The sequence below is a fragment of the Frigidibacter albus genome (assembly GCF_009908165.1).
In the GTDB taxonomy this organism is placed as follows: Bacteria; Pseudomonadota; Alphaproteobacteria; order Rhodobacterales; family Rhodobacteraceae; genus Frigidibacter; species Frigidibacter albus.
This window is the reverse complement of sequence record NZ_JAAAUC010000001.1, coordinates 262,827-275,162: the sequence shown is the minus strand read 5'-3', so window position 1 is coordinate 275,162 and position 12,336 is coordinate 262,827. Positions and strand designations below refer to the sequence as shown.

Genomic DNA, 12,336 nt, shown 5'->3' with positions numbered 1-12,336 from the left:
GAGCTCCCCGCCAGTTTGCCGGCGGAGCATCGCTTCAAAGCGCGGCCCTCGGGGGCCCGCGTCTATCGCTTCAGGGCACCCAGCAGGATGTTTGCCAGCAGGCCGAGGACAAACCACACGGCGAGAAAGCCGACGAGCTCCAAGGAGAAGCTCCCCCATTTGAACCAGATTTGTGCGATCAGAAGGGCGAGGACGAACGGAACAAACTCGCGTTCCATCAAGCGGCGAATGCCGCTGGTCATGATGAGCGAATACAAAATACTGCCCCCCAGACGCCAAAGGGAATGAAATAAAGCAGACCTATATTTACAATCAGAGCGGTACTTCGGGCGATTCTGTCAAGGCAATCCTTGGCGCAGGCACCGGCCTTGCGGTCGGCCGGGGTCTGACCGGCTGCCGGATTTGCGACCATCGTATCGCGCGGTCACGGGATGGAGGGTCTCTGGGTCAGGTCACGCCCGCGCTGAGCAGAACGGTCATCGCCGAGTCGAAATGCTCGGCCATCATCGTCTCGGCCCGCACCGGATCCTGTACTGCAATTGCCGTGGCGATGCGCTCATGGCAGCGGATATTCTCGGTCCGGTTCGCCAGCGACCCGCGGCTGCGCCAGCCGATATGCCAGGTCTGCTCGGTGATCACCCGAAACGATCCGACCAGAATGGCGTAAAGCGAGTTTCCGGACGCCCGCGCGATGACTTCGTGGAAGTGGATGTCGAGACCCATCAGCTTGCCAGGATCTTCAAGACTGGCGAACATCTGCGCCACGGTGTCTTGCAGCATCCGCGCCTCGGCATCGCTGCGCCGTAGCGCGGCGAGGCTGGCGGTGCGCAGTTCCAGCGTGCGGCGGACATCGAGCACCTGCTGGATCGACAGCTGCTTGGTATAGACCGTGTGGTCGATGATCATGCTCAGCGCGGCGGCATCCGGCGCGGCAACTCGCGCCCGCCGGCCATTGCCGATCTCCAGGATGCGCAGGGCAGACAGGGCGCGAAACGCCTCGCGCGTCACCGCCCGTGACACGCCAAGCCGTTCGGAAATCGCGGTTTCCGACGGTAAGACATCCCCCGCCTTCAGCCCGGCATCCCGGATCAGCGCGCGGATGTCCGTGATCGCCCGCTCGACGAGGCCGGAGGGTACCGCCACACTGTCGGACGCGGATTGTATGACAGGTTCGTTCATTTTTGCCGCCAATAGCGAGTTTTCTGTTGATACGATTGTAGGGGCCGTGCTTACGTCCGGCCAGAGAAAAGTCAGACAGCCTGATTCTTCCCGGAGGAAAGCGACAAGCAAGTGACCCATGTGCCGGAACGTCATGTTTCGGCAACGGCCTTGTTTTGCCCGGGATCAGGCGAAGCGGGAAAAGCGCAGCATGAAGATCACGGCCATCAGAACCTTCCGCGCGGTAGAGTTCTCGAACGTCCTCTGGGTGCATGTCGAAACCGATGCCGGCATCACCGGGCTTGGCGAGACGTTCTATGGCGCCGGCGCCGTCGAGGCGCATATCCATGACACGCTGTCGGTGCGCCTGCTGGGCCAGAACCCGCTAAACATCGAGCTGCTGCACAGGGAAATGGTCAGCCTGCCGATGGCACAGGCCAGCACGGGGGTGGAATACCGCGCCGCCTCGGCCATCGACATCGCGCTGTGGGACCTGTTCGGCAAGGTTTGCGGCCAGCCCGTGTACCAGATGCTCGGCGGGCAGTGCTGGGACAAGATGCGCATCTACAACACCTGCGCCGGCACCCGCTACGTCCGGTCGGGCAACATCAAGCCGGTGGCAAACTGGGATCTTGGCTCGGTCGAGAGCCCCTATGAGGATCTTGACGGCTTCATGAACCGGCCTGCCGCCCTTGCCGAGGACCTGTTTGAAAACGGCATCACCGCCATGAAGATCTGGCCGTTCGATCCGCACGCCGCTGAGTTCAAGGGCCAGCATATCAGCGCCAGCGCGATGAAGATCGCGCTGAAACCCTTCGAGGAAATCCGCCGCGCCGTGGGCGACAAGATGGAAATCATGCTGGAAATGCACTCGCTGTGGAACCTGCCCACGGCGATGAAGATCGCGCGCGAGGTCGAGGCCTATCAGCCGCTGTGGTATGAAGACCCGATCAAGATGAACTCGCCGCAGGCGCTGGCGGAATTTGCCCGCTCCACCACGGTGATGACCTGCGCGTCCGAAACGCTGGGGTCGCGCTTTGCCTACAAGGAATATCTCGACCGCGACGCCGCCCATGTGGTGATGGCCGACCTGTGCTGGACCGGCGGGCTGACCGAGGGCCGCAAGATCGCCGCGATGGCCGATACCTATCACCGGCCCTTCGCGCCGCATGACTGCATCGGCCCGGTCGGCTTTGCCGCCGCCATCCATATGAGCTTCAGCCAGCCCAATACCCTGATCCAGGAATCCGTCCGGGCCTTCTACAAGGGCTGGTATCTGGAACTGGTCACCGAGATGCCGAAGATTGAGGGCGGATATGTCTATCCCACCGAGGCGCCCGGCCTCGGGCTGGAGCTGCTGCCCGCCTTTTTCGAGAGGTCCGACCTCTCCTCACGCGTTTCGGAGGTATGACCATGAAGCTGTTCGATCTGACAGGCAAAACCGCGCTTGTGACCGGCTCGTCCCGCGGGCTGGGGCGTGCCTTCGCCGAAGGACTGGCGCAGGCCGGGGCGCGAGTGGTGCTGAACGGGGTGAATGCGGCGCGGCTGGCAGAAGCCGCGGCCGAGATGCGCGCCGAGGGCCATGACGTGCTGACCGCCGCCTTCGACGTGACGGATGAACCCGCGGTCGTGGCCGCCTTCGCCGGGTTCGATGCCGATGGGATCGCCATCGACATCTTGCTGAACAACGCCGGCATCCAGTTCCGCAAACCGCTGCTGGAGCTGGAGACGGCAGACTGGCAGCGGGTGATCGACACCAACCTGACCTCGGCCTTCCTCGTGGGCCGCGAGGCGGCCAGGCGCATGGTGCCCCGCGGCGCCGGCAAGATCATCAATATCGGCTCGCTCACCTCCGAACTCGCCCGCGCCACGGTCGCGCCCTACACGGTCGCCAAGGGCGGCATCAAGATGCTGACCAAGGCGATGGCCGCCGAATGGGCCGAGCATGGCATCCAGGCCAATGCCATCGGCCCGGGCTACATGATCACCGACATGAACGAGGCGCTGATCTCGAACCCCGCCTTCGACGCCTGGGTGAAGGGGCGCACCCCCGCCCGGCGTTGGGGCCGGCCCGAAGAACTGGCGGGCACGGCGATCTTCCTTGCCTCTGCAGCGTCGGACTATGTCAACGGCCAGATCATCTATGCCGATGGCGGCATGATCTCGGTGCTCTGACAGCGGACCGGGGAGGGTCACACATGCAAGCCATCGTCATCCACGCGCCCAACGATCTGCGCCTTGACACTCGGCCCGAGGCCATGCCTCCGCAGGCGGGCGAGGTCCGGGTCAATGTCGCGCGCGGCGGGATCTGTGGGTCGGACCTGCATTACCATCACCACGGCGGCTTTGGCGCGGTGAAGCTGCGCGAGCCGATGGTACTGGGGCATGAGGTTTCGGGCGTCGTGGCCGAGGTCGGGGGCGGGGTTTCCGGCCTTGCCGCCGGTGACAAGGTCGCCATCAACCCCTCGATGCCCTGCAACGAGTGTGCCTTCTGCCGCAAGGGGATGCGCAACCACTGCACGGACATGCGTTTCAGCGGCAGCGCCATGCGGTTTCCGCATCAGCAGGGTCTGTTCCGCCAAGGCGTGACCCTGCCTGCCGCACAGCTGATCCGGCTCAGCCCCGGCACCGATCTGGGGACAGCCGCCTGCGCCGAACCTTTCGCAGTGTGCCTGCACGCGGTGCGGCAGGCGGGTGGCCTGACCGGCGCGCGCGTGCTTGTCTCGGGTTGTGGCCCCATCGGCTGCCTGACCACGCTGGCCGCGTCCCGCGCCGGCGCGCAGGAGGTGATCGCCACCGACCTGTCAGATCCGCCGCTGGACATCGCCCGCCGTCTTGGCGCGACGCGGGTGATCAATCTGGCAGGCAGCTCGCTGGACGATCTGGCGGCGGGCAAGGGCACGGTGGACGTCGTCTTCGAATGCTCGGGCAACCCCAGGGCCCTGCTCTCGGCCTTCACAGTGCTCAAGCCCGGCGGCTTGCTGGTGCTGGTGGGCCTGGGGGCGGATGCCACCCTGCCGCTCAGCCTGCTCGTCACCAAGGAGATCCGCACCATCGGCAGCTTCCGCTTCGACAGCGAATTCGCGCAGGCGGTCGATCTGATCGACCGGGGCGTGGTCGATCTTTCGCCGCTGATCACCGCCACCCTGCCGATGTCAGAGGCCATCGCGGCCTTTGAGCGCGCGGGGGATCGCAGCCGCTCCATGAAGGTGCAGATCGCGTTCGACGCCGGGTGAGTGGGGGCGCCCGGCCCAACAGTTACGTCGTCGTCTAATCAATCCAGGGAGGATTACCCATGAAACGCAACCTCGCGGCAACCGTCTGTGCCGCCGTCCTGATGGCGGGCACCGCCTCGGCCCAGGACTTCACCTTCCGCTGGCAGTCATCTGACCCAGCGGGCAACCCGAACTACATCTTCCAGCAGGGCTGGACCGAGACGGTGAAGGAAATGACCGGCGGCCGCATCGCCATCGACCTGATGCCCGTCGGCTCCATCGTCGATTACAAGGAAACGCCCGAGGCCATTGCCGCCGGCATCCTTGACGGCCATATCACCGACACCTCGTATTTCGCCGGCAAGGACCCCGCCTTCGGGCTGATCGCCAACCCGGTCGGCGCCTGGTCGGACCCGGCGCAGATGATCGACTTTGTCGAGAATGGCGGCGGCAAGGAGCTGATGAACGAGCTGATCAACCCCTACGGCCTGCAGTTCATCGGCGTCTCGACCCCGGGGCTTGAGGCCTTCGTTTCGGCCGTGCCGCTGGACAGTGTGGCCGATCTGGCCGGCGTCAAGGTCCGCAGCCCCGAAGGCATGATCGCCAACGTCTTTGCCGCCGCCGGTGCAGCGCCGGTGAACCTGCCCTCGTCCGAGGTCTACACCTCGCTCGACAAGAAGGTGATCGACGCTGCCGACTATTCGGTGTTCTCGGTCAATCAGGAGCTGGGGATGAACGACATCGCCCCGCATCCGGTCTATCCGGGGTTCCACTCGCTGCCGCTTATCGAAGTGTCGATGAACAAGGAAAAGTGGGATGCCCTGCCCGCCGATCTGCAAGAGGCGATGATCGCCTCGGTGAAGGTGTTCCAGCAGACCCAGATCACCACACTCAAGGAACGCGACCTGGAAGCCGTGGAAGCGGCCAAGGCCTCTGGGACCGTCACCGTGCACAACTGGTCGGATGAAGAGCGTACCAAGTTCCGCACCATCGCCCGCGCCGAATGGGAGAAGGTCGCGGCAGGGTCCGAGATGGCGGGCAAGGTCTTCACGGCGCTGAACGCCTACCTGACCGAAAAGGGCATGCTGTAAACGGCTCTGCGGGCGCGGCCTTCGGGCCCGCCCGTCTTTCGACACTGGGAGGACGATTAGATGGCGCTGCACCCCGACCCCGATCCCGGGAGCCCGGTCATTTTGCCGACAACGGAACTGCCCGGCCCGCTTGCCGAAGCCGGGTGGCTGGGGCGGCAGGTGGACAGGCTGGGTTACATCTTCGCCGCGGGCATCGTGATCGCCGCACTCGTGCTGCTGCTGGAGGTCTTCCTGCGCTATATCTTCAACAGCCCCACCCGGTGGGCGCATGAGACGACGACGTTCCTGTGCGGGATCGCCTTCATCTTCGGCGGGCTCTACTGCGCCTCGCGCAACTCTCATATCCGCGTCGTGCTGATCTACGACTCGCTCTCGCCCTACTGGCGGCGGGTGATGGACGTGCTGATCTCCATCGTCTCGTGCATTGCATCGCTGGCCTTCACCTATGCCGCCGTGCTGATGGTGCGCAACGCCACCTTCGCCCCCAGCGGCGCGTTCCGGCTGGAACGGAGCGGGTCTGCCTGGAACCCGCCGACCCCCGCCCTGGTGAAGACCTTCCTGCTGGTGGTGATGATCCTGCTGGCGCTGCAATACCTCGTGCTGGCCTGGAACCACTTCCGCCGTCTGAAAGGGGATCGCCGTGGCTGAGCTTTTCGATCTGTCCGCCCTCGGCATCGGCCCCGGCACCGCAGTCATGTTCGGCCTGATGGTCCTGCTGCTGCTGACCGGGATGCCGCTGGCCTTCGTGACGCTGCTGGTCGCGCTGATCTTCGCGCTTGGCTGGTTCGGGCCGATGGCCATCCCCCTGATCACCAGCCGGATCTACACCTTCGTCGAAAGCTTCATCTTCGTCTCGGTGCCGATGTTCGTGCTGATGGCGGCGATCCTCGACCGGTCCGGCATCGCGCGCGACCTTTTCGATGCGATGAAGCTGATCGGCGGCCGGCTACGCGGCGGGGTCGCGGTGCAGACCATCTTCGTCGCCGTGATCCTTGCCGCCATGAGCGGGATCATCGGCGGCGAGATCGTGCTGCTTGGCCTGCTCGCGCTGCCACAGATGCTGCGGCAGGGCTATGACCGGGCGCTGTCCATCGGCGTCGTCTGCGCCGGCGGCTCGCTCGGGGCGATGGTGCCGCCCTCCATCGTGCTGATCATGTACGGCCTCACCGCCAACGTCTCGATCGGCGACCTGTTCACCGCCGCCTTCATGCCGGGCTTCATGCTGGCGATGTTCTATGTCGCCTACATCCTGATCCGGGTGAACCTCAATCCGTCCCTGGCCCCTGCCCCGGATACCGTCCCCGTGCCGAATGTCGAGAAGGCCAAGCTCCTCAAGGGGCTGATCATGCCGCTGCTGGTGGTGTTCGTCGTCCTCGGCTCGATCTATGGCGGCATCGCCTCGGTCACCGAGGCGTCGGCGGTCGGCGTCGGCGGCGTGCTGCTGGCGACCATCCTGCGCGGAGAGTTCACCTATGCGCTGCTGCGCGACTCGGCGCTGCAGACGCTGGCGACCGTGGGCATGATCGTGTGGATCGGCATCGGCGCCACCGCGCTGGTCGGCGTCTACAACCTGATGGGCGGCATCCGCTTCATCACTGCGCTGATGACCGGCATCTCGGACAATCCCACCGTGATCGTGCTGGTGATGATGGTGATCCTCTTCGTGCTGGGGGCCTTCCTCGACTGGGTCGGTATCGCGTTGCTGACCATGCCGATCTTCGTTCCGATCATCGTCTCGCTCGGGCTCGATCCGGTCTGGTTCGGCGTGCTGTTCTGCATGAACATGCAGATCTCGTTCCTCTCGCCCCCGTTCGGGCCAGCCGCCTTCTACCTCAAGAGCGTGGCACCGCCCGACATGTCACTGGGAGAAATCTTCCGCGCGCTGATCCCCTTCATCGGATTGCAGATCCTCGCGGTTGCCTTGCTGATCATGTTCCCGGGGATCACTGGACGCTAGGCGATCTTGACCAATGGCGGGGCAAATGGCTGCTGCGCCGCTCAGCCCCTGATCTTGCGCCCCCGCCGCCGCTGCGTTGCTGCTGGAGAGTCATGTTAACGAACATGTCGGTTGTGAGAGAAAATTTCGCTGTCCCGGGGAAATATTGGAACGCAATGACACGCGACCGCCGAATGTCGGCTACAGAAGGCGACCATTTTGCGCCACGCTTTCCGTAGTCTGCCGCCATACCCCAGGAGCAGTCGCATGACCGAACATCCCACCCTTCCCCTGCTGTCAGCCTTCCGCGAGTCACTTCCCAAAGGGCGCGAACTTGCCGAGGGCATCGTGGGAAAGGCGGCTGAAATCGACGGCCCATTCGGGCGCAAGACAATGGTCTATGCCGACTACGTGGCCTCGGGACGCGCGCATATGGCGATCGAGCGGTTCGTTCTTGAAAAGGTGCTGCCCTACTACGCCAACAGCCACACCGAAGCCTCGCATTGCGGAAGCTTCATGACCCGGCTGCGCAACGCCGCGCGCGCCACCATCGCCGCCCATTGCGGGGCCGATGCGCACCACGCCGTCATCTTCACCGGGTCCGGCGCGACCGCGGGGCTGAACCGCCTTGTGAGCCTGCTGGGCGCCGACCGGGGCCGGGTCAAGGTGATCCTCGGCCCCTACGAACATCATTCGAACATCCTGCCCTGGCGGGAGAGCGGGGCCGAGGTCGTGACCTTGCCCGAAGCGGCGACCGGCGGACCGGATCTGGACAGGCTGGATGATGCGCTGGCCGACGTGGGGGATTTCGACCGGATCATCTGCGCGTTCTCGGCGGCCTCCAACGTGACAGGCATCATCGCCGATGTCGAAGGCCTGACCCGCCGGGTCAAGGCCGCGGGCGCCCGCATCGTCTGGGACTACGCCGGGGGCGGCCCCTATCTGCCGATGCAGATGACCCCTGCCCCGGGTGCCGAGATCGACGCCCTCGTGTTCTCGCCGCACAAATTCGTGGGCGGGCCGGGGGCTTCAGGCGTGCTGGTGTTGCGCCGCGATGCCGTCGTGTCCGGCCGGCCAACCTGGGTCGGCGGCGGCACCGTCCGCTTCGTCTCGGCCGAGACCCACGACTATAGCGGCCAACTCGAGCATCGCGAGGAAGCCGGCACGCCAAATATCGTAGGCGACATCCGCGCCTGCCTTTGCGTGATCCTGAAGGAAGAAATCGGGGCCGCCCACATGGCCGGGCGCAACCGTAGCCTCGCCGCCCGCGCGCTGGCCGCGTTGCAAGCGGCGCCTGGGATCGAGGTGCTTGGCCTCACGGTGCCCGAGCGGTTGCCGATCCTGTCCTTCCGCATCCGCCACCCCGACGGCGGCTTCGTGCATCAGCAGCTGACGACCCGGCTGCTGAGCGACCGCTACGGCATCCAGGCGCGCGGCGGCTGCGCCTGTGCGGGGCCCTATGTGCTCCGACTGCTGGGGCTGGACGGTATTGCGGCGCAGTTGCGGGACGACATCCTCAGCGGCAAGGAGCTGGAGAAGCCGGGTTTCGTCCGGCTCAACCTGTCGGTGCTGATGAGCGACGCCGAGGTTGACTACATCCTGGGCAGCGTGCGAGCCCTGTCGGAGGAGGCGCACGGCTTTGCGTCTTTCTACGACGTGGACAGCGCGCGGGCGATTTTCACGCCGAAGGCTGCCTGAGGGCGCGCTTCAGGCGTAGTCGAGCGGCAGTTCGGTTGACGACCGGATCGTCTCCATTGCGAACATCGACGAGATGTCGTGGATATCCAGCTTCGAGATCAGGCGCTTGTAGACCCGGTCATAGGTCGCGATGTCGGGCACGACGGCGCGCAGCATGTAATCGATCTCGCCGGCGAGGCGGAACACATCGACAATCTCGGGGATCTCGCCCACGGCACGGACAAAGGCCTGCGACCACTCTTCGGTGTGCTGATTGGTGCGGATCGCCATGAAGACCGAAACGCCAACGTTCAGCTTGGTCTCGTCCAGCAGCGCCACGCGTTTCTTGATGTAGCCCTGCTCTTGCAACTTGCGGATCCGCCGCCAGCAGGGCGTCGCACTCAGCCCGACCTCGTCCGCGATCTCCGACACCGACTGGTCGGTATTGCGCTGCAGGAGCATGAGGATCTTGCGGTCGAATGGGTCAAGCATGGGTGTCCTGACGGTTGGATCGAGGATACTGCGCTCAGCGGGCAGTGTGAGTATATTTTATCACGCTCACGCGGCAATGCGAGAGATTTCATGCGCAGCGGGGCAGATTCCGCGTGGCATGTTCCAAGGCTTCGGTCCATGGGAACGGCGGTGGGTGCCCCTGCAAGCCCCTCAGGTCGACCCGAGAGGAAGGGGATTGCGGGGGCGCAGGGACCCGTGGAGCAGCGGAAACCTATCCTCGCCTCCAGATCGCAGATCAGCCGGATGACGGCGGGCTGACATGCAGGGCTCGCGCCGCCTCGGTGATCGTGCGGTGTCGCATGACTGTGCGAAAGGCCGTGAGTTGCTTGGATCCATCACTTTTCCGAACGGGTCGACCGGTGCCGCGCTCTTCGCATCGACCCAAACCCTGCCCCATCGTCCAGCAGAATGTCATGTGAAAGGGATGGTGCCACTGGGAAACTGCGGCGGCGGAAGGCACGCCGTCGTCACCCGTCGGCTTTTTGCATCAGCCGACGGATATGGCCGGCGAAAGCCCATGTGGCAGGGATGCCGAGCACCAACCCGCCCAGGACGGACTGCACCGGCGTCAGGACCGGCCAGCCAAGCCAGCTGCCGATCAGCGAGGCGAAGAACAGATTGACCGCCATGGCCCCGGCCCCGAACGGATAGAGGATAAGGGTCAGGCGCATCCGGGTCATCTGCGGCTGATCAACCATTGCACGCCGATCAGAGCCATCAGCAGCAACACCGAGGCGGCGAAATAGCTGATCTCCGCCTGGGCGGTCTGCGGCTCGGGGATCGGGCGCTGGAAGGCCTCGGCAAAGGCTGTGGCCGGAGAGAGGGTGGCGGCAAGGATGGCGGCAAGGCAGAGGGGAAGGCGCATGTCAGGTCTCCTGTGTCAGCGAACGGTAGATGTCAGGCAGGGCACGGCCCAGCCGGGCGGGATCGGGCAGCAGGGTGAACCCGGCGCGGCCGAAGATGCGGGCGAACCAGTCCTGCCCGTCGGCATCGACGATGACTGCGTGGACCGCCTGCCCCGCGCGCCGCGCCTCACGCACCGCCATATGGCTGTCTTCGATGCCGTGGACGCCCTCGTAGTGGTCAAGATCGTTGGGCTTGCCATCGGTCAGCACCAGCAGCAGCTTGCGCGCCGAGGGCTCGGTAGCAAGCTGGGCCGAGGCATGGCGGATCGCCGCCCCCAGCCTTGTATAGTGCCCCGGATGCAGGCCGCCGATGCGGGCGGTCACCTCGGGCGTCACCCGTCCCTCGAAGCCCTTGCAGCGGGTCAGGAACACCCGGTCGCGGCGCAGCGACGAGAACCCCCAGATCGCCAGCCGGTCGCCTGCGGCATCAATGCCGCCCGCCAGCGCCGCCAGCGCCTCGCGCATGGTGTCGATGATGCTGCGGGTGCCCACCACGGATTCGGTGGAGCGCGAGCAGTCCATCAGGATCGCCACCGACAGATCGCGTTCCACCTGCCGCAGGTCGCGGAAGATGCGGTCGCTGGCCTGCCCGCTGGCGCGCAGGGTGACGCGCGCGGCGATCAGCGCGTCAAGGTCCAGCTCTGCCCCGTCCACCTGCCGCGGCATCAGGATACGGCGGGGGTGCAGCGCCTGGAACTGCTGGCGCACCCGGGCCATCAGCCGCGGGTCGGGGGCGAAGCTCTCGCCGGGGCTCGCCTCTGCCTCCAGCACGCGGGTGTGGTCCGGCATATAGGCGCGGGCACGGTGGTTCCATTCGGGATAGGTGAAGCGGTCCGACAGCCGTTCATGGTCGGCATCTTGCGGCGCAAGGTCGAGATGCAGGCGCAGCCGGGTGGCGGCGCGTTTGTGGTGACGGGTCAGGGCGATGTGGTCCTGATCCTCGGCCGCCTTCTGGGCGTTTTGCAGATCGTCATCATCGGTGGCGCGGTTCAGCCCCATGCTCTCGACCCAGGACAGGATCGATTCAAAGCGGTGCATGATGAAGCTGTCGGTGCGGTTGGCCTGCTCGTTCTCCTCGCGCATCGCCTGCTTGCGGGTGGCAGAGGCAAGGCCGGGCGGCGCGCTGATCGCATCGCCATCGGGTGCGGCGCTGGCCCCGGCGCCGGCAGCATCGAGCCGCAGCCAGATCGGCAGCGGCGCCAGCGGGGCATAGCCGCGGGGGGCGGGGGCGGCGTCCTGCAGGGGCGGGGTGTCTCCCGCCAGCACGGCGCGGGCAAGATCAGCCACCCGGCGTTCGGCGGGGGAGGCGGCGGCAAGCGGCGCGGCGGCCAGATGCGCGCAGAACGCGGCATGGGGCGCGCGCAGCCCGGGGCAGAGCAGCAGCACCCGGGCGGTCGCGCGGTGCATCGCCGCCAGATGCGCAAGGTCGGCGGCCAAGGGGTCGGCAGGCGCGGCATCAGGCTCTGCCAGCGCCGCGAGGGCGGCCAGCCACAGATAGGCGGCGCGGTTCAGCTCCACCGTCGGGAACGCCTCCATCACCGGCGGCATGCGCAGGCTGCTCCCATCAAAGCGGGCAACATGCTCGAGCACCCGCGCCTCGGCCAGATGGGCGCCAAGCCCGCGGCGGTGGCGCGAGGCGGTGGCGGGGCTGGCCGCAACCTCGACCCCCGGCGCACCGCCAAGCGCGCGGAACAGCAGGGTGACGCTGGGGCGCAGGGCCTCCAGCGTCACCGCGCTGCCCTCATGCCCCGTCACCGGGGCCAGTCGCAGGGCGAGCCCGTGCCAGAGGTTGCCGACGGTTTCCTCGGGCTCCATCAGGTCCATCGGGTGCAGGGCCATGG

General features: G+C 66.0%; 14 protein-coding genes. 7 read left to right on the top strand and 7 right to left on the bottom strand.

Annotated elements, in window-relative coordinates; genetic code table 11:
* Nucleotides 1–62: 62 nt before the first annotated feature.
* Nucleotides 63–257, bottom strand: a complete 195-nt coding sequence (locus GVY41_RS01275; protein WP_161342594.1) for a hypothetical protein — start codon at nucleotides 255–257, stop codon at nucleotides 63–65.
* Between the two features lie 190 nt (nucleotides 258–447).
* The gene (locus tag GVY41_RS01270; RefSeq protein ID WP_161342592.1) at nucleotides 448–1,179 is read right to left on the bottom strand and encodes a FadR/GntR family transcriptional regulator; all 732 of its coding nucleotides are present in this window, start codon (nucleotides 1,177–1,179) and stop codon (nucleotides 448–450) included.
* 190 nt (nucleotides 1,180–1,369) lie between these two features.
* Here GVY41_RS01270 and GVY41_RS01265 point away from each other — a divergent pair, with 190 nt between their 5' ends.
* The 7 genes from GVY41_RS01265 to GVY41_RS01235 all read left to right on the top strand — a co-directional run bounded on the left by GVY41_RS01265 (nucleotide 1,370) and on the right by GVY41_RS01235 (nucleotide 9,098).
* Complete coding sequence (locus GVY41_RS01265; RefSeq protein ID WP_161342590.1) at nucleotides 1,370–2,569, top strand: mandelate racemase/muconate lactonizing enzyme family protein; 1,200 nt, start codon at nucleotides 1,370–1,372, stop codon at nucleotides 2,567–2,569.
* Nucleotides 2,566–3,333, top strand: a complete 768-nt coding sequence (locus GVY41_RS01260; protein ID WP_161342589.1) for an SDR family oxidoreductase — start codon at nucleotides 2,566–2,568, stop codon at nucleotides 3,331–3,333. Before GVY41_RS01265 ends, GVY41_RS01260 begins: the two co-directional genes overlap by 4 nt.
* A gap of 23 nt (nucleotides 3,334–3,356) precedes the next feature.
* A complete protein-coding gene (locus GVY41_RS01255) occupies nucleotides 3,357–4,394 on the top strand; it encodes an L-idonate 5-dehydrogenase (RefSeq protein ID WP_161342587.1) in 1,038 nt (345 codons plus the stop codon).
* Nucleotides 4,395–4,453: 59 nt separating this feature from the next.
* On the top strand, nucleotides 4,454–5,464 hold the full coding sequence (locus GVY41_RS01250; protein ID WP_161342585.1) for a TRAP transporter substrate-binding protein: 1,011 nt from the start codon (nucleotides 4,454–4,456) through the stop codon (nucleotides 5,462–5,464).
* Nucleotides 5,465–5,524: 60 nt separating this feature from the next.
* Nucleotides 5,525–6,112 (top strand): TRAP transporter small permease subunit, encoded by a 588-nt coding sequence (locus GVY41_RS01245; RefSeq protein ID WP_161342583.1) that lies wholly within the window; start codon nucleotides 5,525–5,527, stop codon nucleotides 6,110–6,112.
* A gap of 46 nt (nucleotides 6,113–6,158) precedes the next feature.
* Nucleotides 6,159–7,421: a TRAP transporter large permease gene (locus GVY41_RS01240; protein WP_170301088.1), complete on the top strand. Its 1,263-nt coding sequence runs from the start codon at nucleotides 6,159–6,161 to the stop codon at nucleotides 7,419–7,421.
* A 246-nt stretch (nucleotides 7,422–7,667) separates the two neighbouring features.
* A complete protein-coding gene (locus GVY41_RS01235) occupies nucleotides 7,668–9,098 on the top strand; it encodes an aminotransferase class V-fold PLP-dependent enzyme (protein WP_161342579.1) in 1,431 nt (476 codons plus the stop codon).
* A gap of 9 nt (nucleotides 9,099–9,107) precedes the next feature.
* Here the strand turns inward: GVY41_RS01235 and GVY41_RS01230 are convergent, their stop codons facing one another.
* The 5 genes from GVY41_RS01230 to GVY41_RS01210 all read right to left on the bottom strand — a co-directional run bounded on the left by GVY41_RS01230 (nucleotide 9,108) and on the right by GVY41_RS01210 (nucleotide 12,334).
* A complete protein-coding gene (locus tag GVY41_RS01230) occupies nucleotides 9,108–9,569 on the bottom strand; it encodes an Lrp/AsnC family transcriptional regulator (protein WP_161342577.1) in 462 nt (153 codons plus the stop codon).
* A gap of 256 nt (nucleotides 9,570–9,825) precedes the next feature.
* The gene (locus GVY41_RS20670) at nucleotides 9,826–9,987 is read right to left on the bottom strand and encodes a LysR family transcriptional regulator (RefSeq protein ID WP_414458117.1); all 162 of its coding nucleotides are present in this window, start codon (nucleotides 9,985–9,987) and stop codon (nucleotides 9,826–9,828) included.
* Between the two features lie 70 nt (nucleotides 9,988–10,057).
* Complete coding sequence (locus GVY41_RS01220) at nucleotides 10,058–10,270, bottom strand: NnrT protein (RefSeq protein ID WP_161342573.1); 213 nt, start codon at nucleotides 10,268–10,270, stop codon at nucleotides 10,058–10,060.
* Complete coding sequence (locus tag GVY41_RS01215; protein WP_161342571.1) at nucleotides 10,267–10,455, bottom strand: hypothetical protein; 189 nt, start codon at nucleotides 10,453–10,455, stop codon at nucleotides 10,267–10,269. Before GVY41_RS01215 ends, GVY41_RS01220 begins: the two co-directional genes overlap by 4 nt.
* Nucleotide 10,456: 1 nt before the next feature.
* Nucleotides 10,457–12,334 (bottom strand): nitric oxide reductase activation protein NorD, encoded by a 1,878-nt coding sequence (locus GVY41_RS01210; RefSeq protein ID WP_161342569.1) that lies wholly within the window; start codon nucleotides 12,332–12,334, stop codon nucleotides 10,457–10,459.
* Nucleotides 12,335–12,336 lie beyond the last annotated feature (2 nt).

Bases quoted from the DNA above. Each gene is read 5' to 3' on its own strand.
- GVY41_RS01210 (WP_161342569.1), bottom strand. From the start codon at position 12,334: ATGGCCCTGCACCCGATGGACCTGATGGAGCCCGAGGAAACCGTCGGC.
- GVY41_RS01260 (WP_161342589.1), top strand. From the start codon at position 2,566: ATGACCATGAAGCTGTTCGATCTGACAGGCAAAACCGCGCTTGTGACC.
- GVY41_RS01245 (WP_161342583.1), top strand. From the start codon at position 5,525: ATGGCGCTGCACCCCGACCCCGATCCCGGGAGCCCGGTCATTTTGCCG.
- GVY41_RS01250 (WP_161342585.1), top strand. From the start codon at position 4,454: ATGAAACGCAACCTCGCGGCAACCGTCTGTGCCGCCGTCCTGATGGCG.
- GVY41_RS01235 (WP_161342579.1), top strand. From the start codon at position 7,668: ATGACCGAACATCCCACCCTTCCCCTGCTGTCAGCCTTCCGCGAGTCA.
- GVY41_RS01270 (WP_161342592.1), bottom strand. From the start codon at position 1,179: ATGAACGAACCTGTCATACAATCCGCGTCCGACAGTGTGGCGGTACCC.
- GVY41_RS01215 (WP_161342571.1), bottom strand. From the start codon at position 10,455: ATGCGCCTTCCCCTCTGCCTTGCCGCCATCCTTGCCGCCACCCTCTCT.
- GVY41_RS01230 (WP_161342577.1), bottom strand. From the start codon at position 9,569: ATGCTTGACCCATTCGACCGCAAGATCCTCATGCTCCTGCAGCGCAAT.
- GVY41_RS01220 (WP_161342573.1), bottom strand. From the start codon at position 10,270: ATGACCCGGATGCGCCTGACCCTTATCCTCTATCCGTTCGGGGCCGGG.
- GVY41_RS01255 (WP_161342587.1), top strand. From the start codon at position 3,357: ATGCAAGCCATCGTCATCCACGCGCCCAACGATCTGCGCCTTGACACT.
- GVY41_RS01240 (WP_170301088.1), top strand. From the start codon at position 6,159: ATGTTCGGCCTGATGGTCCTGCTGCTGCTGACCGGGATGCCGCTGGCC.
- GVY41_RS01265 (WP_161342590.1), top strand. From the start codon at position 1,370: ATGAAGATCACGGCCATCAGAACCTTCCGCGCGGTAGAGTTCTCGAAC.
- GVY41_RS20670 (WP_414458117.1), bottom strand. From the start codon at position 9,987: ATGGGGCAGGGTTTGGGTCGATGCGAAGAGCGCGGCACCGGTCGACCC.